A 21,562-nucleotide genomic window follows, 5' to 3' on the forward strand; every position below is an offset into this window, starting at 1 on the left:
GCCTGTGGCAGGCCCAGGGCCGACCGGCGCCGGGGGTCAGATGCGGATGGCGGTGAGGACGTGGTAGTCGAGGAGGCCGTCGCGCCAGGCGGGGAGGAAGTGGCGGGTCCAGTGGGCGGCGGGGACGGCGTCGGTGAGGTAGCGGTCGAGGCCGGGCCAGACGTCGGCGCCGATGGATTCGGTGGTGATGTCGGTGAAGCCGGTGCGGGTGAGGGAGGTGGTGAAGTCGTCGAGGGGGTGGGCGATGTCGAGGCCGTCGGCGAAGCTGGCGAGGAGGATCTTGAGGCGTTCGGCGACGTCGGGGCCGGGGGCGGTGAAGAAGGTGGCGACGACGAGCCGGCCGCCGGGGCGCAGGACGCGGGCGGCCTCGCGGGCGAAGCCGGTCAGTTCGCGGAAGTGCTGGGCGGCCTCGACGGAGAAGACGCCGTCCAGATAGCCGTCGGAGAAGGGGAGTTCGTCCGCCGAGCCGAGGGTGTACGCCAGCCGATCGGGGTACGTTGCCAGGGCTCTCGCGTTGACGGCGCGGGCCCGTTCGATCTGGTCGGGGTGGATGTCCACGCCCGTCACGCCCGCGAACCGGAACTCCCGCAGGGCGAGGGCGGCACCCAGCCCCCGGCCGCAGCCCACCTCCGCCAGCCGCAGCCGCTCCCGCGGCTCGGGGAACTCCCGCAGCACCCGCCGGTACATCTGTTCCTGGCTGCGCACCCGGTCCTCGGAGGTCGGGTCGGCGAGGTCGATCCCTTGCCAGTAGCCGAAGTTGATGAAGCCTCCGGCGAACGACGGGGCGGTGCTGAGGTCGTCGACGCCGTACGTCCGGCGTACGGTCGGGGGGATGCGGTTGTGGTCCATGGGCCGCTGGGTCTCCTGCTCGGTGGGCGCCCGGCCGTCGGGCGCGCCGAGGTACGTACCCAAACCTGTGGTGGTCCGAACACGGTACGTGATGGCGGAGCGTCCAGGGAGCGGTGGGGAGCGCGGTGGTGCTCCGAGCGGGCTCGGGGCACCACCACGCGAACGGGGAGAGGCTACCGGGTGAGGTCGGCCGGTGTGTCGAGGCGGGTCAGTTTCCGCGGGTTGCGCACGATGTAGACCCGGGTGACCCGGCCGTTCTCCACCGCGAGGCTCACCACCGAGGGTTCGCCGCCGATGTCGATCCGGCCGGCCGGGGCGCCGTTGAGCCACACCGTGGTGGTGTCGAACGGGACCGGCAGCCGCCCGGTGCGCGCGAGCAGCGCGGCCACGGCCTCGGCCCCGTGCACGGGGGCCGGCACGGCGGCCGCGATCCCGCCGCCGTCGGCGATCAGGACGACGTCCGGTGCCAGCACCTCCATCAGGTCCTGCAGCCGCCCGGTGCGCAGGGTCGCCAGGAACCGTTCCACCACCCGTTGTTGCTCGGAGCGGCTGACCCGCACCCGGGGCCGGCGGGCCGCCACGTGCGCGCGGGCGCGCCGGGCGATCTGCCGGACGGTGGGCGGGGTCTTGCCGAGGGCCTCGGCGATCTCCTCGTAGGGCAGCTCGAAGACCTCGCGCAGCACGAACACGGCCCGCTCGGTCGGCCCGAGCGTCTCCAGCACGGTCAGCATCGCGAAGGAGACGCTCTCCGCGAGTTCGACGTCCTCGGCGACGTCGGGGCTGGTGAGCAGCGGCTCCGGCAGCCACTCGCCGACGTACTGCTCGCGCCGGCGGGTGAGTGTCCGCAGCCGGTTGAGGCCCTGGCGGGTGACGATCCGGATGAGGTACGAGCGCGGGTCGTGCACCTGGGCGCGGTCGACCCCGGCCCACCGCAGCCAGGACTCCTGCAGGACGTCCTCGGCGTCGGCGGCGGAGCCGAGCAGCTCGTAGGCGACGGTGAAGAGCAGGCTGCGGTGGGCGACGAAGGGGTCCTCGGTCATGCCGGCTTCACTCCGGCCGACACGTCAGCGGCGGTGTCGGCGGCATCGTCGGCGGTGACGGTGGGCCGGGCCAGCGGGATCCCGCAGGAGTCGGAGAAGCCCTGCGACCGGACGCCGTTCGCGGTGTTGTTCCTGGTGGCCATGTTGACGAAGGCGACGTAGGCGGTGAGTTCGACCATGGCCGCCGGGCCGAGCTCGCCCAGCAGGTGCTCGTACTGCTCGTCGGTGACGGTCGGCGGGGTCACGGTCATGGCCTCGGCGTACGCCATCACCTCGCGCTCCAGCGCCGTGAACACCTCCGCCGCCCGCCAGTTCGGCACCTGGCTCGCCTTGGCCGGGTCCAGGCCCTGGTTCCGGGCCTGGAAGTAGCCGACGTCCAGGCACCAGCCGCAGCCGACCTGGGCGGCCACCGCCATGTGCGCGAAGGACTTGAGGCCCTCGTCGAGCGCGTCCCACTCGGCGATCCCGCGGGAGAAGTCCAGGTTCGCGGTGGCGACGGCGGGGTTGTGCCAGACGGCCTCGACGGGTTCGAGGGCGGTCCCGAACGTCCTGATCATGTTCTCGCTCAGCTCGGCGGGCAGCTGGGCCTTCGGCAGTCGCAGTGCCATGGTGTCCTCCGGGTTCGGTGGTTCGGCGGGTTGCCGGACATGAAGACACCGGAGGGCGCCCGGATGTGACAGCGGATGGCGAAGCCAGGCGCGCAGCCAGGCGGGCGGCCGGGGAAAAGGCGTTTCGGACCGGCCGGGCGGTTCGCTACAGTCCGCCGGGAGTCCGACCACCGCGAGGAGACCGACCACCGTGACCGTCCCCGACGACCGCCCCGCCCCGCCGCTGACCGGGGGCGAGCGCGAGATGCTGCGCGGCTTCCTCGACTTCCACCGGGCGACCCTGGCCCTGAAGTGCGAGGGCCTGACCGACGAGCAGCTGCGGCTGCGCTCCAGCCCGCCGTCCACGCTCAGCCTGCTCGGGCTGGTCCGGCACATGGCGGAGGTCGAGCGGGTCTGGTTCCGGCGGGTGATCGACGGTGAGGAGCTGCCGCTGGTCTGGTCCGAGGACGGCGACTACCAGGCCGCCTACGACCCCGCCGGCGCCACCCGCGCCGAGGCCTTCACCGCGTGGCAGGCCGAGGTCGAGCACTCTCGCCGGATCGAGCTGGCCGCCGACTCCCTCGACGTCACCGGCTACCAGGCCCGGTGGGACGCCGAGGTGTCGCTGCGGCTGGTGATGCTCCACCTGATCCACGAGTACGCCCGGCACAACGGGCACGCGGACTTCCTGCGGGAGGCGATCGACGGCACGGTGGGCGCCTGAGCGCCGAGGGGAGCTACCGGGCTACCAGCCGAGCAGGTGGGTGCGCCGGGTGAGGGCGGTGAGGACGGAGCCGGTGGCGGCCTCGGGGGTGAGCGCCGCGGTGTCGAGGGTGTGGGCGGTGTGGACGGTGTCCTCGGGCGCCGGGCCGGGGTGGAGGACGACGTAGTGGAGGGCGGCGCCGGTGGCGCGGCTCTCGCGGCGGAAGGTGTCGAGGGCGGCCGGGGCGGCGGGGGCCTCCACCACGACCTGGTAGCCGCGGGTGGCGTAGGCGAAGGCGGCCTGGGCGGCGGCCGCGAGGGCGGTGGCGTTCTGGCGGCCGGCCTCGGGCAGGTGGGGCGGGAGCTGGCCGCTGCGTATGACCCGCAGGAAGTCGTCCGTCCGCAGGTGGACGCTCGGGTTCAGTTCCCGGGCGAGCAGCTCCGCGACCGGGCTGTTCCCGGCCCCGGCCGGGTCGACGAGGACGAGGACGCCCCCGGCGCCCCCGCCGCCCCCGAGCTCCGGCCCACCTACGGTCGTACGGTTCACAGCTGCTGATCCCTTCGCGGGCCGGGGACGGTCGGGTAGCCGGGGCGGGGCGGTCGGAGTGCGAAGGGGCTGGTCGGCCCATATCCGGACATCCGACCGCCTCGTCCCTACGACTGATGCGTTTCGGGGATCAACCTAGTCCAAACGGGTGGTCCGAGTCGTCCCCAGCCCGCTTCCTGGGCGGGTCGGAGTGGTCGGTCGGCGGGGCCGGCCGGGGTGGTCAGCCCGCTTCGGTGCGCAGCACGATCGGGTTGGTGAGCGCCGCCATCGGGCCCCAGGGCAGGTCCGGGCCCATCGAGTTGCCCCTGCCGGGGGTGCCGTCCGCCTTCGGGTGGCGCACCTCGGCCCGGACGTAGGCGGCGAGCGAGGCGGTGGTGCGCCAGATCACGGTGCCGGAGCCGTCGGCGGGCAGCGACTCCTGGTGCATCTGGCCCTCGTCGGTGAGCAGGCGGACCGTCCCGCCGGGCACGCCGGAGACGGTGAGCCGGACGTCCAGCGGGGCGTCGGCCGGGACGGTCAGCTCCTCGCCGATGCCCGCCCGGCGGCCGTGCCCGGTGACGGTGAGGTCCAGCGTGACGGCGGAGGACTCGGCCAGCCAGCTGCGCCCGGCGCGCAGCCCGTCGAGGATCGCGTCCCGGGTGAGGTCCTCGGCCAGGACGACGTTGTGCGGGGAGCCGATGGCCTGCGGCTCGCTGTGCGCGTCGCTGTTGCCCAGGGCGGGCAGCCAGGAGCGGCCCTCGCGCAGGGCGACGGCGAGCTGGCCGTCCCAGGTGTCCACCGCCGACTCGTCGTCGTACGTCCAGGGGCCGTTCCACACCTCGACGCCGTCGGCCTGCTCGTAGCCGAACTTCCACTGGCAGGCGACGTACGGGCAGTACGGGTGCGCGGGCACCACCAGGCCGCCGGACCGGTGGACCTGGCGGACGAAGCGCGGGAACTCCTCGTCGCGGGAGCGGTAGCGCCAGTCGACGAACTGGCCGGCTTCCAGCCCGAGGGCCAGCCAGTGGCCGTTGCGGGTGGTGATCTCCTCGCCCGGCAGGATCAGCAGGTCGGGGCCGGCCAGCGGGCCCCAGACGGCGTGCGAGGAGCTGGTGTTGTGGTCGGTGGAGACGATGAAGTCCAGGCCGGCCGCGCGGGCCCCGGCGGCCACCTCCTCCGGCTTGCGCCGCCCGTCGGAGTGGACGGTGTGCAGGTGGCAGTCGCCCCGGTACCAGGCCCGGCCGCGGCCGCGGGCCCGCTCCGCTGGGTACTGCGGGGTGAACCGCGGCCCGGGGGCGCCGAAGCGGAGGGTGACCTCGACGTGGTACTCCAGGCCCTGCGGGGCGACCTGGTAGGGGCCGAGGACCACGTGCCAGGTGCCGGGGTTGACCGGGCCGGGGAGGTAGCCGGGGGTCGCGGCGGCGCGGGAGAGGCTGAACTCGGTGCGGAAGCCGCCGGACCAGCCGCGGAAGCCGGGGCCGCCGAGGTCGGTGCCGCGCTCGTCGAAGATGCCGATGTCGCAGGAGTTGCCGGGGGTGCCGGCCGGGACGGGCGGCTTGTCGTAGCCGTAGGAGACGGCGATCTCGCGGACGCCCTCCGGGACCTCGACCGGGAGGTAGACGAAGTCGGGGGAGCCGGTGGGCAGGTGGCCGGTGAGGGTGAGGGTGCGGTCGGGGGGTGTGGCGCCTGGGGCGGCGGCGGGGCCGTCGGAGGGGGCGGCGTCCGCCCGGCCGGTGGTGGCGGCGAGGCCGAGCGCGGTGGCGGCGCCGGTGGCGAGGCCGGTGCGGAGCAGGTCGCGGCGGGCGGGCTGCGGAGTCGGCGGGTGGGTCGGCTGGTCGGCCGGTTGGTCGGCGGGTCGGTTCGGGCGCGGGGTGCTGGGCTCGGTCGGCATCGAGGTCTCCGGATCGGGGCGGGCGGGTCGCTCGCGGGCTTACCCGGGCGGGTGAACCGGGGGTGAGTCGTGGCCCACGGCGGCGGGGCGGGTCGGTGAAGAGGCGCCGGGCGGGGGCGGGGGCGAGTTGCGGGGAGTGACGAATGGTCGGTTCATAGTCATGTCATCGGTTTACATGCCATCGGGTTATATGAGGCATGGCTTGTGCGAGACATGGCGCGGATGGGAGACGGGCGTGTCGGTGAGTCGGCGGGCGCTGCTCATGGGGGTGGCCGGAGGAGCGCTGGCGGGGTGCCGGAGCAGGGCGGCGGGCACCGATCCGGCCTCGCCCTCGGCCTCGGCGCCACCGTCCACCGAACCGTCCACCGAACCGCTCGCGACGCCGTCCGGCGGGCCCACCGAGGCCCTCGCGCCGACATCCGCGCCGACACCCGCGCCGGAATCGACGCCCGTGCCGGACCCCGCGAAGCAGCCCCCGCACCCGGCGACCCGGGCCGAGGTGGTCGAGCGGTACGGCGCGCTGGCCCCGGCCGAGTGGGGGCTGGACGTGTCCGGGGTGATCACCGAGCTGCCGGAGGGCGAGAGCGCCATGGCGCTCACCTTCGACGCCTGCGGCGGCCCCGGCGGCAGCGGCTACGACGCCGACCTGATCGACGCCCTGCGGGCGCACGGGGTGCCGGCCACGCTCTTCCTGAACGCCCGCTGGATCGACGCCAACCCGGACGAGTTCGAGCAGCTCGCCGCCGACCCGCTGTTCGAGATCGGCAACCACGGCACCGTCCACCGTCCGCTCTCGGTGACCGGCCGCTCCGCCTACGGCATCGCGGGCACGCGCGGCGTCGGCGAGGTGTACGACGAGGTGGCGGGCAACGCCGAGAAGCTCACCGGGCTGCTCGGGCACCCGCCCCGGTTCTTCCGCTCCGGCACCGCGCACTACGACGACGTCGCCACCCGGGTGGTCGCCGACCTGGGCCAGCGGGTGGCCGGATTCACCGTCAACGGGGACGACGGGGCGACGCTCCGGTCCGCCGAGGTGCGGCGGGAGGTCGCCTCCGCCCCGCCCGGCGCGATCGTGATCGGGCACATGAACCGCCCGGGCGGCGGCACCGCCCCCGGGGTGGCGGCGGCGGTGCCGGGGCTGCTGGCGGCGGGGCGGCGCTTCGTCCGGCTCTCGGACGTGCTGTAGCGGAACGTCCGGAGCCGGGGCCCCGGGGCGGTCAGGCCAGGCGCAGGCCGCCCGGGTGCTCCTCCTCGATGATCCGGACCAGCCAGTCGAAGACCGTCGGCCCCCTGCCCGCCCGGGCGGCGTCCAGCTGGGCGGTGATCCGCGCGCGGTTGGTCGGGTGGGCGCGCGCCAGCCGCAGCTCCAGCTGCCGGACCGTCTCCGGGTAGCCGAGGTTGCGGCGGGAGACCTCGTGGTGGCGCCACTCGATGACCCAGTCGCCGTCCTCGGGGGTGCCGTAGCCGCCGCGCAGGCAGTCGGCGAAGGCGTCGAGGTTGCGGCCGAAGTAGCCGTCCACGCCGATGGTCCGCCCGACCACGTCCCAGAAGTCCTCCAGGGTCTTGATCTCGTCGCCGTCGATCACATAGGTCACCGTCACGGGGTCGAGGATATGCCGCCCCGGTCGAGGGCCGGTCGGTGACGGCCCGGGAGCTGGTCGGTGACGGTCCGGGGCCTGGTCGCCGGTCAGGGGGCGACGGCGATCGCGGTGGCGAGCAGCCCGTCCCGGACCGCCCAGCGGCCGTCGAAGCCGTCGATCCGGCGGCCGTTGACCACCGGGCCCGGGACGAGCAGCCGGGCGGTGAAGGTGCCGTCGGGGGAGAGGTCCAGTTCGGCCTCCTCGAAGTCCAGGAAGACCTGCGTCAGCGGGAACCAGGCCTTGTACACCGACTCCTTGGCGCTGAACAGGATGCGGTCCCACGGGACGTCCGGGTGCTCGGCGGCCAGTTTGGCGAGCCGCTGCTGCTCGACCGGCAGCGCGACGGCCTCCTGGACGCCCTCCGGCAGCGGCAGCGCGGGCTCGGCGTCGATGCCGACGGAGGCGAGGGTGCCGGCCCGGGCCACGGCCGCCGCGCGGAAGCCGTCGCAGTGGGTGAGGCTGCCGACCACGCCGTCCGGCCAGCTCGGCGCGCCGCGCAGGCCCGGGACGAGCGGGCGGTACGGGACGCCGAGCCGGGCGAGGGCGGCCCGGGCGCAGTGCCGGACGGTGGTGAACTCGCGGCGTCGCTTGTCGACGGCGCGGGCGACGGCGGGCTCCTCCTCGGGCTCCAGCCGGGCCTCCGGCGGGTCCTCGTAGGCCACCTCGGTCACCACGACGTCCGGCAGCAGGTCCCCGATCATCCGTTCCCCCCTCGGTCGGCCGCGCGGCCGGGCTGCCGCGCGGGACGAGGGTAACCCGGGTGGGGGGATCTTGGCGGGTGATCGGGGATCATGGCCGACCGGCCCGGCCCGACTGGCGCGGACCGGCCGGTCCGAGTCCGGTCCGGGGCCGGTCCGGCCCGGCTTGGGCGCGGCTACTCGAAGGCGGCCGCCGCCTCGCGCAGCGCCCGGGCCACCGTCTCCGGGTCGTACGGCGCGGGCTCGCCGGGCCGGTAGGTGACGGAGTGCAGGGCGCCGGTGTAGCGGAAGGAGCGGTGCCGCTCGTACAGCGGCCAGGAGACCGGGGACTTGCGGTCGATGCCGACGCTGATGCCCTGGAACGGGGCCATGCCGATCAGCTGGTGGACCGGGCCGAGCAGGGCGGGCTCCGCCCCGGCCGCGGCGCCGTCCCCGGTGTCGCCCACCGGCAGGCCGTCCACGAGCAGCCGGAACTCCCATCTGAGGTCGGCGACGGCGGTGGCCTCCAGGGTGATCAGCCGGGCGCCGGCCGGCAGCGGGCCTCCGTCGGCCTCCAACAGGTCGCCGTACTGGTTGTAGGCGAGGCGCAGCCGGCCGTCCTCGACGTAGAGGCTGTAGCCGCCGCCCTGGTCGCCGTGCGAGACCAGGACGCCCTGGTCGCCCGGCCGGTAGCCGTCGAGCGCGGCCTCGACGGTGAAGGAGCGGAAGGCGATCAGCCGGGAGGAGCGGTAGCGTTCCAGTTCGGGGGTGCCGGCCAGCAGGGTGACGGGGCGGCGCAGCCGCTCGGCCTCGGGGCCGCGCAGGGCGAGGGCGCCGCTGCCGTCGGCGAGCGGGAAGACCCCGTCGCGCCAGGCGGCGGCCTCCCAGGCGGCGGACAACTCCTTGACCAGGTCGGGGTGTTCGGCGGCGAGGTCGTGGATCTCGGTGGGGTCGGTGCGCAGGTCGTACAGCGCCCACTCGCCGTCGTCGTACGGGGTGCCCGGGCGGTGCAGGGTGACCAGCTTCCAGCCGTCGCGGTAGTAGCTGCGGTTGCCGGTCATCTTGCAGTACTGCTCGTGGTGGGTACCGGGCGCGGCGCCGTCGCGCAGCACGGAGGTGAAGCCGGTGCCGTCGAGCTCCTGGACGGGGTGGCCCCGGCGCTCCGACGGCCGTTCCACGCCCGCGAGTTCGAGCAGGGTGGGCAGGATGTCGGTGACGTACTGGTACTGGGTGCGGACGCCGGTGTCGCCCTCGGCGCGGGGCAGGCCGGCCGGCCAGGAGAGCACGAAGGGGACGCGGACGCCGCCCGCGTAGGTCTGGCCCTTGTAGAGGCGGAAGGGCGTGTTGGAGGCCATGCCCCAGCCGCGCGGGTAGTGCACCAGGCTCCGCGGGCCGCCGATCAGGTCGATCTCGCGCCGGACGTCCGGGTTCCAGTCCGCCGGCAGGTCCGGGTGGTGGACGAAGCGGCTGAAGTAGCTGCGGGTGCCCTCGGCGCCGCCCTCGCCGGTGCCGCCGTTGTCGCTGGTGAACACGATGATGGTGTTGTCGAGTTCGCCGAGGGCGGCCAGGGTGTCGGTGAGCCGGCCGAGGTTCTGGTCGACGTTGTCGACCATCGCCGCGTACACCTCCATGTAGCGGGCGTACAACGTCTGCTGGACGTCGGTGAGTTCGTCCCAGGGGCCGACCTCGTACCCGGCCTCGGAGTTGCGCTCGGGCAGCTCGGTGCCGGGCGGGAAGTGGCCGGCGGCCAGCTGGCGGGCGAAGCGGGTGCGGCGCAGCTCGTCCCAGCCGCCGTCGTAGCGGCCGCGGTGGCGGGCGAGGTCCTCGGGCTTGGCCTGGAGCGGGCCGTGCACGGCGTTGTGGGCGAGGTAGAGGAAGAAGGGCTTGTCGGCGTCGTGGGCGCGCAGTGAGGTGACCATCTTGACGGCCTGGTCGGTGATGTCGTCGGTGTAGTAGTAGCCGTCGGGGAACTCGTCGATGTCCAGCGGGCTGTTGTCGCGGACGAGTTGGTGCGGGTGGAAGAGGCTGGTCAGGCCCTCCAGGACGCCGTAGTACTGGTCGAAGCCCTTCTGGAGCGGCCAGTTGGCGCGGTCGTCGGCGGCGTTGGAGGCGGAGTCCCGGGTGAGGTGCCACTTGCCGACCGCGTAGGTGGCGTAGCCGGCGTCGTGCAGTAGTTCGGCCAGGGTGGGGATGTCCCCGGCGACCTCCATGCCGTAGCCGGGGAAGCCCGGGTCGGCGTTGGCGACGAAGGAGTAGCCGACCCGGTGCGGGTTGAGGCCGGTGAGCAGGGCCGCCCGGGCGGGGGAGCAGAGCGGCATGGTGTGGTAGTTGGCGAGCCGGACGCCGGTGGCGGCGAGGCGGTCCAGGGTGGGGGTGGGGATCTCGGCGCCGAACGGGCCGATGTCGCTGTAGCCCATGTCGTCGATCAGCACGACGACGATGTTGGGCGCGCCCTCGCGCGGGCGGACCCGCCGCGGCCAGGCGGGGACGGACTCGGCGAAGGTGCGGCCGACGGTGCCGGGGAAGCCCGCGTACGGGTCGCGGCGGTGCGGGTCGGGCTGCGGCGTCGGCCGGAGGTGCGGGTCGGGCGGGGTGCTCATACGGTGCTCCGGGGGTGGCTCGGGCGGGTGGCGGCTCAGCGGCTGGCGGCCGGAGCGGGCTCCAGGCCCGGCACGGCGGCCAACAGCTCGGCGGTGTAGGGGTGTTCGGGTGCGGTGACGACCCGGTCGGCCGGACCGGTCTCGACGATCCGGCCGCGGTGCATCACCGCGATCCGGTGGCTGACCCGGCGGACCACCGCCAGGTCGTGGGCGATGAACAGGACGGCCAGGCCGAGTTCGCGCTGGAGCCGGGCGAGCAGCTCGATCACCTGGGCCTGGACCGAGACGTCCAGCGCGGAGACCGGCTCGTCGCAGACCAGCACGCTCGGTTCGGGCGCCAGGGCCCGGGCGATGCCGATGCGTTGGCGCTGGCCACCGGAGAAGGCGCGCGGGTGGCGGTCGGCCACGGCCGGGTCCAGCCCGACCTGCTCCAGCAGTTCGGCGACCCGGGCGGCGCGCTGCTCCCGGTCGCCGAGGCGGTGGGCGATCAGCGGTTCGGCGATGATCTGCCCGGCGGTCATCCGGGGGTTGAGCGAGGAGTACGGGTCCTGGAAGACGAGTTGGACCTCGCGGTGCGGCCCGCCGCGCCGTGCCCCGCGGCCGAGTTCCTCGCCGCGGAAGCGGATGCTGCCGCCGGACGGCGGGTGCGCCTGGACCAGCGCCCGGGCCAGGGTGGACTTGCCGGAGCCGGACTCCCCGACCAGGCCCAGCGTCTCGCCGGGGTGCAGGTCGAGGTCGACGCCGTGCAGCGCGGTGGCGGCGCGCCGCCGGGAGCCGTACGTCTTGGTCAGGCCGCGGACGGTGAGCAGCGGCCGGGTGCCCGGGGTGCTGTTGGCGGCCGCCCGGGAGGGCTCCTCCAGGCGCGGTACGGCGGCCAACAGCTCGCTGGTGTACGGGTGTTCGGGCCGGGCGAGGACCTCGGCGGTGGCGCCGCTTTCGACCACCCGGCCGTGCCGCATGACCAGCAGCCGGCGGCAGGTCCGGGCGATCACCCCGAGGTCGTGGCTGATCACCACCAGGGCGGTGCCGGTCTCCCGGTTGATCCGGGTCAGCAGCCGCAGGATCTGCTGCTGGACGGTGGGGTCGAGGGCGGTGGTCGGCTCGTCGGCGACCAGCACCTCGGCGTCGTGGGCGAGCGCGAGGGCGATCATGATGCGCTGGCGCTGGCCGCCGGAGAACCGGTGCGGGTGGTCGCGCAGCCGGCCGACGGCGTCGGGGATGCCGACCAGGTCGAGCAACTCGGCGGCCCGGGCCTGCCGTTCGGCCTTCCGCCGGGTGCCGCCGTGGGCGCGCAGTGCCTCGTCCAGTTGGCGGCCGACGGTGAGCACGGGGTTGAGCGAGGACATCGGGTCCTGGAAGACCATGGCGATCCGCCGCCCGCGCAGGGCGCGCAGCGCGGTCTCGGGGAGGGCGGCGAGGTCCTGCCCGGCGAGGTGGACCGAGCCGGCGGTGATCCGGCCGCCGGGCGGCAGCATCCGCAGCAGCGCGAGCGCGGTGGTGGACTTGCCGGAGCCGGACTCGCCGACGATGCCCAGGGTGTCGCCCGCTCCGAGGTCGAAGGAGACGCCGTCGACGGCCGTGGTGCCTTGGGGGTCGGAATCGCCGAACCGTACGGTGAGGTCGGTGACGCGGAGCACGGTGGTCATCGGCGGATCCCCCGGTTCAGGGCCTCGGCGATCAGCGTGAAGCCGAGCACCAGCGCGGTGGTGGCGGCCAGCGGGGCGGCCGCGAAGGTCGGGTGGGTGGCCAGGTAGGCGACGGACTGGCTGAGGATGCTGCCCAGGGTGGGCTCCGGCGGGCGGACCCCGAGGCCGAGGAAGCTCATCGCGCCCTCGATGAACACGCCGAGCGAGAGTGCCACGGCGGTCTGGACGATCAGCGGGTCGACGGCGTTGGGCAGTACGTGCCGCAGCAGCACCCGGGCCCGGGAGGCGCCGCCGACCCGGGCCGCCAGGGCGTACTCGCGCTCCCGCTGGACGAGGATGCCGGCCCGCAACTGCCGTCCGTAGCCGGGGATCTCGGCCAGCGCGATGACGATCACCACCGGCCAGCGGCCCGGGCCGAGGACGGCGGTGACGGCCAGGGCGAGGATGAGCCCGGGGAAGGCGAGCAGCAGGTCGAAGGCGCGCTGGACGGCGAGGTCGGACCACCGGGAGGTGGCCGCGAGCAGGGCGGCGGAGCAGCCGAGCAGGGCGCCGACCGGGACGGCGGTGACGATCAGCGCGAGGTCGGTGCCGATGCCGTGCAGCACCCGGCTGTACAGGTCGCGGCCGAGGTCGTCGGTGCCGAAGGGGTGCGCGGCGCCGGGGCCGGCCAGGGCGAGCGCGCTCTGGGCGTTCGGGTCGGTGTCGGTGAGCAGCGGTGCGAGCAGCCCGGCCAGGGCGACGGCGCCGACCAGGACGAGGCCGGTCAGGCCGCGCGGGCTGAGCAGGGCGGCGCGGTAACGGCCGCGCGGTGCTGCGGACTTGAGGGGAAGGGCGGCGGTGGTCATCGGGTCACTCCCAGCGGATCCGGGGGTCGAGCCAGGTGTAGGCCAGGTCGGTGAGCAGTTGGACGGCCACGTAGACCGCGACCACGAGCAGCAGCAGGTCCTGCACCAGCGGGTAGTCCCGGCGCAGCACGCCCTGCTCGATCAGCTGGCCGAGGCCCGGCCAGGCGAAGATCCGTTCCACCAGGACGGCCCCGGCGACGAGGTGGCCGGTCTGGAGGCCGAGGACGGTGACGGCGGAGGGCAGCGCGTTGGGCAGGGCGTGCCGCCAGACGATCCGCCGCCGGGAGACGCCGAGCGCGGTCGCGGTGCGGACGTAGTCCTCGGCGAGGGCGCGTTCGATGCCGTCCTTGAGGTAGCGGGCCAGCACGGCGGCGCTGGGCAGGGCCAGGCAGAGGGCGGGCATCGCCAGGTACTGCACGGCCAGGTCCGGTTCGGCGAGCAGGGACTCGTGCCCGCCGGCCGGGAGCAGTTCGAAGGAGACGGCGAACAGCAGGACCAGCAGCACGCCGGTGACGAACGGCGGGACCGCCAGCACACCGGTGGTGACCGCCTGGACGGCGGCGGCGACTGGGCCGCGCCTGGTGGTGGCACCGACCACGCCCAGCGGCAGGGCGATCAGCACCACCAGCAGCAGGGCGCCGAGGGTGAGTTGGACGGTGGCGCCGAGGCCGTTGCCGATCAGGTCGGAGACCTGGCCGCCGATCGCGTAGCTCGGCCCGAGGTCGCCGCTCAGCAGGTGGCCGAGCCAGCTGACGTACTGGCCGAACAGCGGCTGGTCGAGCCCGAGTCGACCGCGGATGGCGGCGACGGTGGCGGGGGAGGCGTCCGGTCCGGCGAGCGTGGTGGCCGGGTCGCCGGGGATCAGCCGGAGGATGAGGAAGACCAGGAAGGAGGCGAGGGCGAGGACGAGCAGTCCGCTGGGGAGGCGTTTCAGGAGGAAGGTGCGCATGGGGTTCCGGGCCGTCCTGCTCAGGCCGTGAGGTAGGCGTCGTCGAGGTTGAGGTAGCCGAACTTGTTGAGCGTGACGCCCCGGGCCCGGCGGCCCGCGACCTCGACCAGTCCGGCGATGGCGAGGTCGATCACGAACTCCTCGTCCAGCAGCACGTCGGTGATCTGCTGGTGGAGGGCCCTGGCCTCGGGGCTGTCGCTGTCGCTGCGGTTCCAGGCCCGCTGCACCACGTCGGTGTAGGCGGGGGAGGCGAAGCGGGAGCTGTTCCTGGCCTCGTTGAAGGGGTAGGCGCTCACCGCGAGGGTGGCGGGCTGGAGTTGGGCGAAGCCGTGGCTGAGCGTCCACAGGGCGGGCATGGACTGGGAGATCAGCTGTTTCTGCATGGTCGGCGAGTCGGCGGGCTGGAGCACCGTCTCGATGCCGACCTGCCGGAGGTCGTACTGGAGGATCTGCGCGACGGCGGTCGGCCCGGCCTCGTTGGAGTGGGCGAAGGGCAGGGTGATGTGCTCGGCGCCCGCCTCCCGGAGCAGCGCCCGGGCCCGTTCCGGGTCGTGCCGGTAGTGGGTGGCGCCGGCCTCGGTGTAGGCCGGGGAGGACTTGGGCCAGGGCACCGAGGAGACGGTGCCGTAGCCGCCGAGGGCCTGTTGGACGAGCCGGTCGCGGTCGACGGCCCAGGCGATGGCCTGGCGGACGCGCTTGTCGCGGACGTGCTCGGCGGTGACGTCCACGCCGATGTAGTGGGCGCCGGAGCCGGTGTCGTACTGCTTGATCCGGAACCGCGGGTCGTCGACCAGGGTCGCGGCGTCCTTGCCGCGGACGTTGTAGGAGAGGTGGGTCTGGCCGGTCCTGAGCGAGGACAGCAGCGACTCCGCCTGCGGGATGATCCGGATCTCCACGCCGTCGAGGTGGGGGCGGCCGGGGTTCCAGTACTGCTCGTTGCGGGCGAAGGAGAGCGAGGAGCCGGGCTTGCGCCCGGTGAGGGCGAACGGGCCGGTGCCGACCAGCCGGGTGCCGGTGACGGCGTCCTCGATGCTCTCCCGGTCCGGGACGATCATGAATTCGAAGAGGTCGAAGAGGTTGCTCACCGGGTGGGCGAGCACCAGGGTCAGCTCGAAGTCGCCGTTCCTGCGGAAGTCGGTGACGGCGGCGGCGGTGGACCTCAACTGGGCGGAGCGGGCCGGGTTCTGGAGGTTCCGGACGGCGAAGACGACGTCGTCGGCGGTGAACCGGCGGCCGCTGTGGAACAGCACGTCCTCGCGCAGCCTGAGGGTCACGTTCAGGCCGTCCGGCGAGACCTCCCAGGCGGTGGCGAGCTCGGGCTGCGGCCGGAGCCGGTCGTCGTACCGGGTGAGGGTGTTGAAGGCGAGGCGCTGGACGAGGGTGTTGGCGCTCACGGCGAAGAGCAGGCTCGGGGTGATGTCGATGCCGGTCGCGACGGTCAGCACGCCGCCCCGGCGCGGGGAGTCGGCGTCCACGGCACCGGCCGCGTTCCGGGCGTGCTCGACGGCCGAGCGGCAGCCCGCGAGCGTCAGCAGTCCGGCGCCGGCGAGGCCCGCGCGCAGCAGGGTGCGGCGGCTCGGGGCGGGGGGACGGGGGAGCGCGGTCATGGCGGTCCTTCGGGGGCGGCTGCGGGTGATCGGGGCGGTTTCGCGGGGTCGGGGGCGGCGGCGGGTGATCGGGGGCGGTTACGGACGGTGGGCGGCGCGGGGTGCGGTGAGCGCGTGGACCGGCCGGGCGTACAGCTCGCCGAGCACCGGCGCTCCGGCGGCCACGGCGAGCACGTCCCGGCCGCGCGGCTGGGCGATCAGCAGGCCGGCGTCCCGGTGCAGGTGCGAGCGGAGCGCGAACTCGGCCCGGACGACGTCGAGATGGGCCGGGTCGAGGAGGGCGAAGGTCTCGGTCAGCACCACCAGGTCGGGGTTGACCACGTCGGCGAGCAGGGCGAGCGCGCGGCCGACGATCCTGGCCCGGTTGCGGATCAGCCGGCCGGCCGTCGGGTCGCCGCGCCGGACGGCGGCGATCAGCTGGGCCCGGTCCGGCCCGGCGGTGACCCCCTCGGCGGCGGCCGCCGCGAACAGCGCGGTGTCCGAGGCGGCCACCGAGAGACAGCCGAGCCGCCCGCAGTGGCAGCGCTCCCGGCTGTCCGCGTCCGGGTCGGTGACCGTCCCGGAGACCGGGAGGTGGCCGAGGTCGCCGGTGGCCGAGGGCGGGCCCAGGTGGACGGTGCCCGCGACCGCCAGCGCCGCGTCCACCACGTGGCCGACGAACAGCTGGACCATGCTGCGGCGGGCGGCCGGGTGGCCGAAGAGGATCTCCGCCAGGGTGAGCGCCCGGGCGTGGTTGTCCACCTGGACGGGCAGTCCGGTGGCGGCCGTGAGCAGCTCGCGCAGCGGCAGGTCCCGCCACCGCAGCGGATCGTGCCGGACGACCACCCCGGCCGCCGGGTCGACCGAGCCGCCGGTGACGGCGCCGAGGCCGACCACCGTACGGTCGCCGCGCAGGGTGTCGATCAGCCGGGGCAGTCGGGCCAGCAGCGGCCGCAGCAGGTCCGGGCCGGTCCGGCCGCGGTGCGGAACCTCCTTGCGCCGCAGCACCCGGCCGCGCAGGTCGAGCAGCGCGACGGTGGTGAACGGCAGGCCGATGTGCAGCCCGGCCACGGCCAGGCGGTCCGGGTCGAGGTCGAGCGGCAGTTGGGGGCGGCCCAGGGTGCCGGCGCCGGCGGCCGCCAACTCGGGCCGTTCGTGCAGGAGTCCGAGCCGGACCAGGTCCACCGCCTGCCGGGAGACGGCCGAGGCGCTGAGCCCGGTGAGCGCGGCGACCCGGCTGCGGGAGATCGGCCCGTGGTCGAGCACCGTGCGCAGGACGGCGGAGGCGTTGGCGTCCCGGCGGTCGTCGCCGGCGCGCGGGGCGGTGGACGTGGTCATCGGCGCGGATCGTCTGCCGTGGTCCCTCGCGGCCCCGGTCAGTTGGCCGCTTCGAGCTCCTCGGCGGGCACCAGGCCCGGCACCCGCGGCGGGTCGGCGGGCTCCAGCAGCCGGCTCGGGGTGCCGTCCACCCCGACCGGCAGGTCGCCGTCCAGGGTGATCCGGCGCACCAGGCGCGGCTCGTCGCCGTAGTCGGCGACCGCGTAGTGCTGGGTGGCGCGGTTGTCCCAGATCGCCACGTCGCCGACCTGCCAGTCCCAGCGGACGGTGTTCTCCAGCCGCTCCACGTAGCGCTGGAAGAGGTCGATCAGGGCCTTGCTGTCGTCGCCCGAGACGCCCTGGACGCGCTGGGCGAAGGCGCCCAGCAGCAGGGTCTTCTCACCGGTCACCGGGTGGACCCGGACCACCGGGTGCTCGGTCCTGAAGGCGGTGGAGACGAACACGTCCCGGAACAGCCTGGCGACCTCGGCGTTGTCCGCCAGCTCGGGGCGCAGGGCGAGCCGGGCGGCGTAGTCGTAGTCGTTGGTGTGGACGGCGCGCAGGCTCTCGGCGAGCGTCTTCAGCGGGGCGGGCAGGTCCCGGTAGGCGGCCGCGGTGTTGGCCCAGACGGTGCTGCCGCCGGCCGGCGGGACCTCCAGGGAGCGCAGGATCGAGGCCTTGGGGTAGGACGGGACGAAGGTGACGTCGGTGTGCCAGTTGTTGGCGCGCACGCCCTTGGTGGCGTCCAGCTCGAAGATGTAGCGGCCGTCCGCGCTGGGCACGGTGGGGTGGCCGACCGGCTGTCCGAGCAGCCGGGCGAAGGCCTCCTGCCCGGCGTCGTCCAGGTGCTGCTGGCCGCGGAAGAAGAGCACCTTGTGCTCGTACAGGGCGGCCTCCAGGGCGGCGACGGTCCCGGCGGGGAGGTCGCCGCCGAGGCGTATGCCGTGCACGAGCGCGCCGATCCGGCCGGCGACGGGGGTGAGGCGGAGCGCGGTCGGGGCGGTGGCGTCGGCGGTGGTCGGTTCGGCGGGGGAGGCGGGGGCGGTGGTCATGGCGGGGCCCTTTCGGGACGGGTGTGGTGACGGCGAATACGGCTACGCAGCGTGACGAATGGCGGGTGCGCGGAGCGGCGTCAGGCGGCGGTGGGTGTACGGCTCCGCACGGCGGGCAGCGGGCGTATGGGGGCGCGACGGTCCGCTTCGGCGGACGTCAGCGGGCGAGGGCGCCGCGACAACAGCGGCGCGGGCAGCGGCGGGGGACGGGGCGGACGACGGTGGCCATCGGCCCTCCTTCCTGGTCGCTGCGGATGGGCTCGGGCCTCATCGTGCTGAACCGCCCGGGCCCCTGTCAATCGTCATCTTGGCTGGTGGGAAAGGGCGTTGCCGCTTCGTTGCGGCGGCTTGCGGCCGTTTGCCGGGTGTTGCGGCGGATGACGGGGGGATGGCGGGCGCACTGCGGGCGGGGGTTCGGGCTTGTGGCCCGGGGGCGGGGTTACTAATTTTCGGAGCGGAAGTAATCCGGGCCAGCGCGGGCGGTTCCCGCCTCGGGGCCGACGCCTGCCCGGATACCGGTGCGGCTGTGACGTTCGGTGACGGCGGTGCGGTCGTTACTGCCCGAGCAGCCGGGCGAAGTCCAGCCCGAGACTGGCGAGGACGGGCAGGGCGCCGAGGTCGGTCACGCCGGCGACCGGGATGCTGTAGCCCTGGTTCACCTCGCGTGGCGCGGCGCCGGCGGTGACGGGGGCGGTGGTCGGGAGCAGGACGCTGCCGAGGAGCAGGGCGACGAGCGAGGTGCGCATCTGAGGGGGCCTCCGGGGGCTCGGGTGACGGCCTGTCAACACCCTCCGTGGCAGGGCGGTCACGCATCTTCGCCCCTTCGGCTGCATTGGTAAAGATTCTTGCCTTGTGTTCATGCCAACATCGCGGAGGTCTGGACCACCTTGCGGTCAGGCGCATACGTTTCCTCCACAAAGGCGTTCGGTCGGTGAACTTCCGTGCGAATGTGCCGACTTCTGCCTGTCATGCTCATGACCTTCACGGCAACCGAAGGGAACGAACCATGCGCGCCATCGGCAAGAACCTCAGGATCCTCGCGGGCGCCCCGCTCGCCGCGGCCGCCCTGATCGCCCTCACGGCCGGCTCCGCCAGCGCGGCGATACCGATCAACCAGCCCATGACCGGCAAGGCCACCTACTACACCGACGCCGGCTACGGCGCCTGCGGCACCCAGATCAACGCCTCCACCCAGATGCTGGTCGCCGTCTCGCACACCTGGTGGACCACCGCCAACCCGAACAACGACCCGGTCTGCAAGGGCATTTCGGTCAAGGTGACCTACCAGGGCAAGACCGTCACCGTCCCGGTGAAGGACCAGTGTCCCTCCTGCGACTCCACCCACATCGACCTCAGCCAGCCCGCCTTCGCCAAGCTGGCCCCGCTGGACAAGGGCGTCATCACCGGCCTGAGCTGGCAGTTCGTCAAGACCGGGCTCAAGGGCGAGACCGTCGAGCTCTCCGCCCCGGTCACCGGCTCCACCATCGGCTGAGCCGGCCCCGACGCCGGCCCCCGACGGCCGTGCCCGCCCCCGCGGCATGACGGGGGCGGGCACGGTCTCTCCGCGTCCGGGCGGTCCGCCCGCGTCCGGTCAGGCGCCCGCGGACCCCGCGAGCCGCGGGGCCATCGCCAGCAGCAGCTGGACGGCCGGGGGAGCCGTCCGCGGATCGTGGGCCAGCCCCAGCGTGACGGTCGGCACCGGGGCCGTCAGCCGGCGCAGGCAGACGCCGGGGATCCGGAACACCCGGGCCCGGCCCTCGGGGATGGGCGCGATGCCGTACCCCGCCGCCACCGCCAGCAGGAGCTGCTCGTCGTCCGGCTCCTCCCGCACGATCCGCGGCGACCGGCCCGGCCACAGCTGCCCGGTGATCAGCGCGTGCATCCCGGGCCCGTTCTGGCGCGGCCAGAGCACCACCGGCTCGTCCGCGATCCGGTGCCGGCCGATCCGGGCCCGGGTGCGGGCGAGCGGATGGCCGGCCGGCACGGCGAGCAGCAGCTCCTCCTCGGCGACGATCCGGCAGTCGAGCCCGGGGACGTCCAGCGGCGGCCGGACGAACGCCGCGTCCAGCCGCCCGGCGAGCAGCTCGGCGACGTTGTGCGAGGTCCAGCCGGTCTGCAGGGCGACGTCCAGCCGCGGGTAGCGGTTGCGGAACTCCGTCACCAGGGCGTCGCAGACCCCGCCCCGGGCGGAGCGGGTGTACGCCACCCGCAGCCGCCCCTCCCGCCCCTGGACCACCGCCGCGACCCGCTCCTCGGCCGCCGCGACCTCCCGCAGCACCCGCCGGGCCTCCTCGGCGACCGCGCGCCCGACCGGGGTCAGCGCGCAGCCCTTGCTGGTGCGCTCGACCAGCTCCACGCCCAGCTGCCGCTCCAGCGCCTTGACCTGCTGGCTCAGTGCCGGCTGCGCCACGTGCAGCCGGCGGGCGGCCCGGGTGAAGTTCAACTCCTCCGCCAGCACCGAGAAGTAGCGCATGCGCCGCAGATCCATCCGCAGATCCATCCGGCGATGATAAGGGCGGCTTATCGCTTCCGGACAGAACCGGTCTTGGACGGCTTCCGGCGCGAGCCGCTTTCCTGGTGAGGGCCGCCGGCACCCGGCGGGCGGCCTCCGAGGGAGGGGTTCGCGATGGACGGCACGACGGACGGTGCGACGGGCGGCACGGTGGACGGCGTGATGGACGTCGTCGTGGTCGGGAGCGGGATCATCGGGCTCACCACGGCGATACGCCTGCAGGAGAAGGGACTTCGGGTCGTCGTGGTGACGGCCGACGGACTGCTGTCGACGACCTCGGCGGTGGCGGCCGCCGTCTGGTTCCCGGTCGCCACCGGCACCGGCGGCCGGGTGGCGGACTGGTCCGCGACGGCCTTCGCGGAGTTCGCCCGCCAGGCCGAGGAGGGCGTGCCCGGCGTCTCGATGCGCAGCACCCGCATGCTGGAGCACGAGCGGCAGTCGGCAGGCCAGCCCTGGTGGGGCGACGCCGTCCCCGACCTGCGCCGGCTGACGGCCGCCGAACGCGGAGCGGACTGCGCGGACGGCTGGTCGTTCACCGCGCCCGCCGTCGAGATGCCGCTCTACCTGCCCTGGCTGCTCGGCCGGTTCGTCGACAACGGCGGCGGGATCGTCCACCGCCGCCTCGACACCCTCGACCAGGCCCGCGCCTGGGCGCCCGTGGTCGTCAACGCCACCGGGATCGGCGCCCGGCAGCTCTGCGACGACCCGGCCGTGCACCCGATCCGGGGCCAGCTCGTCCTCGTCCGCAACCCCGGCCTGCCCACCTCGACCCGGATCCAGGACGACCCGGCCGGCTACACGTACATCCACCCCCGCAGCACCGACGTCGTCCTCGGCGGCACCTTCGAACCGGACGACTGGAACACCGTCGCCGATCCGGCCACCGCCGAGGCGATCCTCGCCCGCTGCACGGCCCGGATCCCCGCACTGCGCGAGGCCCGCGTCCTCGGCCACGTCGTCGGCCTGCGGCCCGCCCGCCACGGCGGTCCCTGCCTCGAGGCGGAGCCGGACGGCCGGACCGTCCACAACTACGGCCACGGGGGCGCCGGCGTCACGCTCAGCTGGGGCTGCGCCGACGCCGCGGCCGAACTGGCGGCCGCTGCGGCGAGTTGACCCCGTCACGGGTGCGTACCGGCCCCCGAG

The 21,562-nt window shown here is 74.5% G+C and carries 20 protein-coding genes; 4 read left to right on the top strand and 16 right to left on the bottom strand.

The window, feature by feature from the left end; genetic code table 11:
- Positions 1 to 36 precede the first annotated feature (36 nt).
- The 3 genes from ACFU7Z_RS14395 to ACFU7Z_RS14405 all read right to left on the bottom strand — a co-directional run bounded on the left by ACFU7Z_RS14395 (position 37) and on the right by ACFU7Z_RS14405 (position 2,497).
- Complete coding sequence (locus ACFU7Z_RS14395; RefSeq protein ID WP_380777705.1) at positions 37 to 912, bottom strand: class I SAM-dependent methyltransferase; 876 nt, start codon at positions 910 to 912, stop codon at positions 37 to 39.
- A gap of 110 nt (positions 913 to 1,022) precedes the next feature.
- Entirely contained in the window at positions 1,023 to 1,889 is an 867-nt protein-coding gene (locus ACFU7Z_RS14400; RefSeq protein ID WP_380777706.1) for an RNA polymerase sigma-70 factor, read from the bottom strand.
- On the bottom strand, positions 1,886 to 2,497 hold the full coding sequence (locus ACFU7Z_RS14405) for a carboxymuconolactone decarboxylase family protein (RefSeq protein ID WP_380777707.1): 612 nt from the start codon (positions 2,495 to 2,497) through the stop codon (positions 1,886 to 1,888). Before ACFU7Z_RS14405 ends, ACFU7Z_RS14400 begins: the two co-directional genes overlap by 4 nt.
- 244 nt (positions 2,498 to 2,741) lie before the next feature.
- Here ACFU7Z_RS14405 and ACFU7Z_RS14410 point away from each other — a divergent pair, with 244 nt between their 5' ends.
- A complete protein-coding gene (locus ACFU7Z_RS14410) occupies positions 2,742 to 3,200 on the top strand; it encodes a DinB family protein (RefSeq protein ID WP_049652026.1) in 459 nt (152 codons plus the stop codon).
- Between the two features lie 21 nt (positions 3,201 to 3,221).
- Here the strand turns inward: ACFU7Z_RS14410 and ACFU7Z_RS14415 are convergent, their stop codons facing one another.
- Together ACFU7Z_RS14415 and ACFU7Z_RS14420 are read right to left on the bottom strand one after the other, a co-directional pair.
- Positions 3,222 to 3,725: a hypothetical protein gene (locus ACFU7Z_RS14415; protein ID WP_049652015.1), complete on the bottom strand. Its 504-nt coding sequence runs from the start codon at positions 3,723 to 3,725 to the stop codon at positions 3,222 to 3,224.
- 220 nt (positions 3,726 to 3,945) lie between these two features.
- On the bottom strand, positions 3,946 to 5,595 hold the full coding sequence (locus tag ACFU7Z_RS14420; protein WP_380777708.1) for a CehA/McbA family metallohydrolase: 1,650 nt from the start codon (positions 5,593 to 5,595) through the stop codon (positions 3,946 to 3,948).
- Between the two features lie 451 nt (positions 5,596 to 6,046).
- Here ACFU7Z_RS14420 and ACFU7Z_RS14425 point away from each other — a divergent pair, with 451 nt between their 5' ends.
- Positions 6,047 to 6,781 carry a polysaccharide deacetylase family protein gene (locus ACFU7Z_RS14425; protein ID WP_241853128.1) on the top strand — a complete coding sequence of 245 codons (735 nt, stop codon included), beginning with the start codon at positions 6,047 to 6,049 and terminating at the stop codon, positions 6,779 to 6,781.
- Between the two features lie 31 nt (positions 6,782 to 6,812).
- Here the strand turns inward: ACFU7Z_RS14425 and ACFU7Z_RS14430 are convergent, their stop codons facing one another.
- From ACFU7Z_RS14430 to ACFU7Z_RS14475, 10 genes are all read right to left on the bottom strand, one after another.
- Complete coding sequence (locus ACFU7Z_RS14430; protein WP_380777709.1) at positions 6,813 to 7,196, bottom strand: barstar family protein; 384 nt, start codon at positions 7,194 to 7,196, stop codon at positions 6,813 to 6,815.
- An 86-nt stretch (positions 7,197 to 7,282) separates the two neighbouring features.
- Positions 7,283 to 7,936: a 4'-phosphopantetheinyl transferase gene (locus ACFU7Z_RS14435; RefSeq protein WP_380777710.1), complete on the bottom strand. Its 654-nt coding sequence runs from the start codon at positions 7,934 to 7,936 to the stop codon at positions 7,283 to 7,285.
- A 173-nt stretch (positions 7,937 to 8,109) separates the two neighbouring features.
- Positions 8,110 to 10,512, bottom strand: coding sequence for an arylsulfatase (locus ACFU7Z_RS14440; protein WP_380777711.1), 2,403 nt, complete (start codon positions 10,510 to 10,512; stop codon positions 8,110 to 8,112).
- Between the two features lie 35 nt (positions 10,513 to 10,547).
- On the bottom strand, positions 10,548 to 12,158 hold the full coding sequence (locus tag ACFU7Z_RS14445) for an ABC transporter ATP-binding protein (RefSeq protein ID WP_380777712.1): 1,611 nt from the start codon (positions 12,156 to 12,158) through the stop codon (positions 10,548 to 10,550).
- Positions 12,155 to 13,003 carry an ABC transporter permease gene (locus tag ACFU7Z_RS14450; protein WP_380777713.1) on the bottom strand — a complete coding sequence of 283 codons (849 nt, stop codon included), beginning with the start codon at positions 13,001 to 13,003 and terminating at the stop codon, positions 12,155 to 12,157. The genes ACFU7Z_RS14445 and ACFU7Z_RS14450 overlap by 4 nt, the downstream gene beginning before the upstream one ends.
- 4 nt (positions 13,004 to 13,007) lie before the next feature.
- On the bottom strand, positions 13,008 to 13,952 hold the full coding sequence (locus ACFU7Z_RS14455; protein ID WP_049655646.1) for an ABC transporter permease: 945 nt from the start codon (positions 13,950 to 13,952) through the stop codon (positions 13,008 to 13,010).
- A gap of 20 nt (positions 13,953 to 13,972) precedes the next feature.
- Complete coding sequence (locus tag ACFU7Z_RS14460; protein WP_380777714.1) at positions 13,973 to 15,559, bottom strand: ABC transporter substrate-binding protein; 1,587 nt, start codon at positions 15,557 to 15,559, stop codon at positions 13,973 to 13,975.
- Positions 15,560 to 15,637: 78 nt separating this feature from the next.
- Positions 15,638 to 16,876, bottom strand: coding sequence for an ROK family protein (locus ACFU7Z_RS14465; protein WP_380777715.1), 1,239 nt, complete (start codon positions 16,874 to 16,876; stop codon positions 15,638 to 15,640).
- Positions 16,877 to 16,914: 38 nt separating this feature from the next.
- Entirely contained in the window at positions 16,915 to 17,907 is a 993-nt protein-coding gene (locus tag ACFU7Z_RS14470; RefSeq protein WP_380777716.1) for a TauD/TfdA dioxygenase family protein, read from the bottom strand.
- Between the two features lie 554 nt (positions 17,908 to 18,461).
- Positions 18,462 to 18,653, bottom strand: a complete 192-nt coding sequence (locus ACFU7Z_RS14475) for a hypothetical protein (RefSeq protein ID WP_049656983.1) — start codon at positions 18,651 to 18,653, stop codon at positions 18,462 to 18,464.
- Between the two features lie 260 nt (positions 18,654 to 18,913).
- On the opposite strand from ACFU7Z_RS14475, the gene ACFU7Z_RS14480 reads away from it, so the two are divergent.
- A complete protein-coding gene (locus ACFU7Z_RS14480) occupies positions 18,914 to 19,399 on the top strand; it encodes a cysteine/serine endopeptidase inhibitor (RefSeq protein ID WP_049656984.1) in 486 nt (161 codons plus the stop codon).
- 99 nt (positions 19,400 to 19,498) lie between these two features.
- On the opposite strand, the gene ACFU7Z_RS14485 is transcribed toward ACFU7Z_RS14480, so the two are convergent.
- Entirely contained in the window at positions 19,499 to 20,407 is a 909-nt protein-coding gene (locus tag ACFU7Z_RS14485; RefSeq protein WP_380777717.1) for a LysR family transcriptional regulator, read from the bottom strand.
- 126 nt (positions 20,408 to 20,533) lie between these two features.
- Between ACFU7Z_RS14485 and ACFU7Z_RS14490 the strand changes: the two genes are divergently transcribed.
- The gene (locus ACFU7Z_RS14490) at positions 20,534 to 21,532 is read left to right on the top strand and encodes an FAD-dependent oxidoreductase (protein ID WP_380777718.1); all 999 of its coding nucleotides are present in this window, start codon (positions 20,534 to 20,536) and stop codon (positions 21,530 to 21,532) included.
- Positions 21,533 to 21,562: the final 30 nt, after the last annotated feature.

It is taken from the genome of Kitasatospora sp. NPDC057518, assembly GCF_042802075.1.
Taxonomy (GTDB): Bacteria; Actinomycetota; Actinomycetes; order Streptomycetales; family Streptomycetaceae; genus Kitasatospora.

Excerpts from the sequence above, each read along its gene's own strand:
- ACFU7Z_RS14400 (WP_380777706.1), bottom strand. The coding sequence starts at position 1,889 with ATGACCGAGGACCCCTTCGTCGCCCACCGCAGCCTGCTCTTCACCGTC.
- ACFU7Z_RS14405 (WP_380777707.1), bottom strand. The coding sequence starts at position 2,497 with ATGGCACTGCGACTGCCGAAGGCCCAGCTGCCCGCCGAGCTGAGCGAG.
- ACFU7Z_RS14410 (WP_049652026.1), top strand. The coding sequence starts at position 2,742 with ATGCTGCGCGGCTTCCTCGACTTCCACCGGGCGACCCTGGCCCTGAAG.
- ACFU7Z_RS14420 (WP_380777708.1), bottom strand. The coding sequence starts at position 5,595 with ATGCCGACCGAGCCCAGCACCCCGCGCCCGAACCGACCCGCCGACCAA.
- ACFU7Z_RS14435 (WP_380777710.1), bottom strand. The coding sequence starts at position 7,936 with ATGATCGGGGACCTGCTGCCGGACGTCGTGGTGACCGAGGTGGCCTAC.
- ACFU7Z_RS14440 (WP_380777711.1), bottom strand. The coding sequence starts at position 10,512 with ATGAGCACCCCGCCCGACCCGCACCTCCGGCCGACGCCGCAGCCCGAC.
- ACFU7Z_RS14445 (WP_380777712.1), bottom strand. The coding sequence starts at position 12,158 with ATGACCACCGTGCTCCGCGTCACCGACCTCACCGTACGGTTCGGCGAT.
- ACFU7Z_RS14450 (WP_380777713.1), bottom strand. The coding sequence starts at position 13,003 with ATGACCACCGCCGCCCTTCCCCTCAAGTCCGCAGCACCGCGCGGCCGT.
- ACFU7Z_RS14455 (WP_049655646.1), bottom strand. The coding sequence starts at position 13,952 with ATGCGCACCTTCCTCCTGAAACGCCTCCCCAGCGGACTGCTCGTCCTC.
- ACFU7Z_RS14460 (WP_380777714.1), bottom strand. The coding sequence starts at position 15,559 with ATGACCGCGCTCCCCCGTCCCCCCGCCCCGAGCCGCCGCACCCTGCTG.
- ACFU7Z_RS14465 (WP_380777715.1), bottom strand. The coding sequence starts at position 16,876 with ATGACCACGTCCACCGCCCCGCGCGCCGGCGACGACCGCCGGGACGCC.
- ACFU7Z_RS14470 (WP_380777716.1), bottom strand. The coding sequence starts at position 17,907 with ATGACCACCGCCCCCGCCTCCCCCGCCGAACCGACCACCGCCGACGCC.
- ACFU7Z_RS14475 (WP_049656983.1), bottom strand. The coding sequence starts at position 18,653 with ATGCGCACCTCGCTCGTCGCCCTGCTCCTCGGCAGCGTCCTGCTCCCG.
- ACFU7Z_RS14480 (WP_049656984.1), top strand. The coding sequence starts at position 18,914 with ATGCGCGCCATCGGCAAGAACCTCAGGATCCTCGCGGGCGCCCCGCTC.
- ACFU7Z_RS14485 (WP_380777717.1), bottom strand. The coding sequence starts at position 20,407 with ATGGATCTGCGGATGGATCTGCGGCGCATGCGCTACTTCTCGGTGCTG.
- ACFU7Z_RS14490 (WP_380777718.1), top strand. The coding sequence starts at position 20,534 with ATGGACGGCACGACGGACGGTGCGACGGGCGGCACGGTGGACGGCGTG.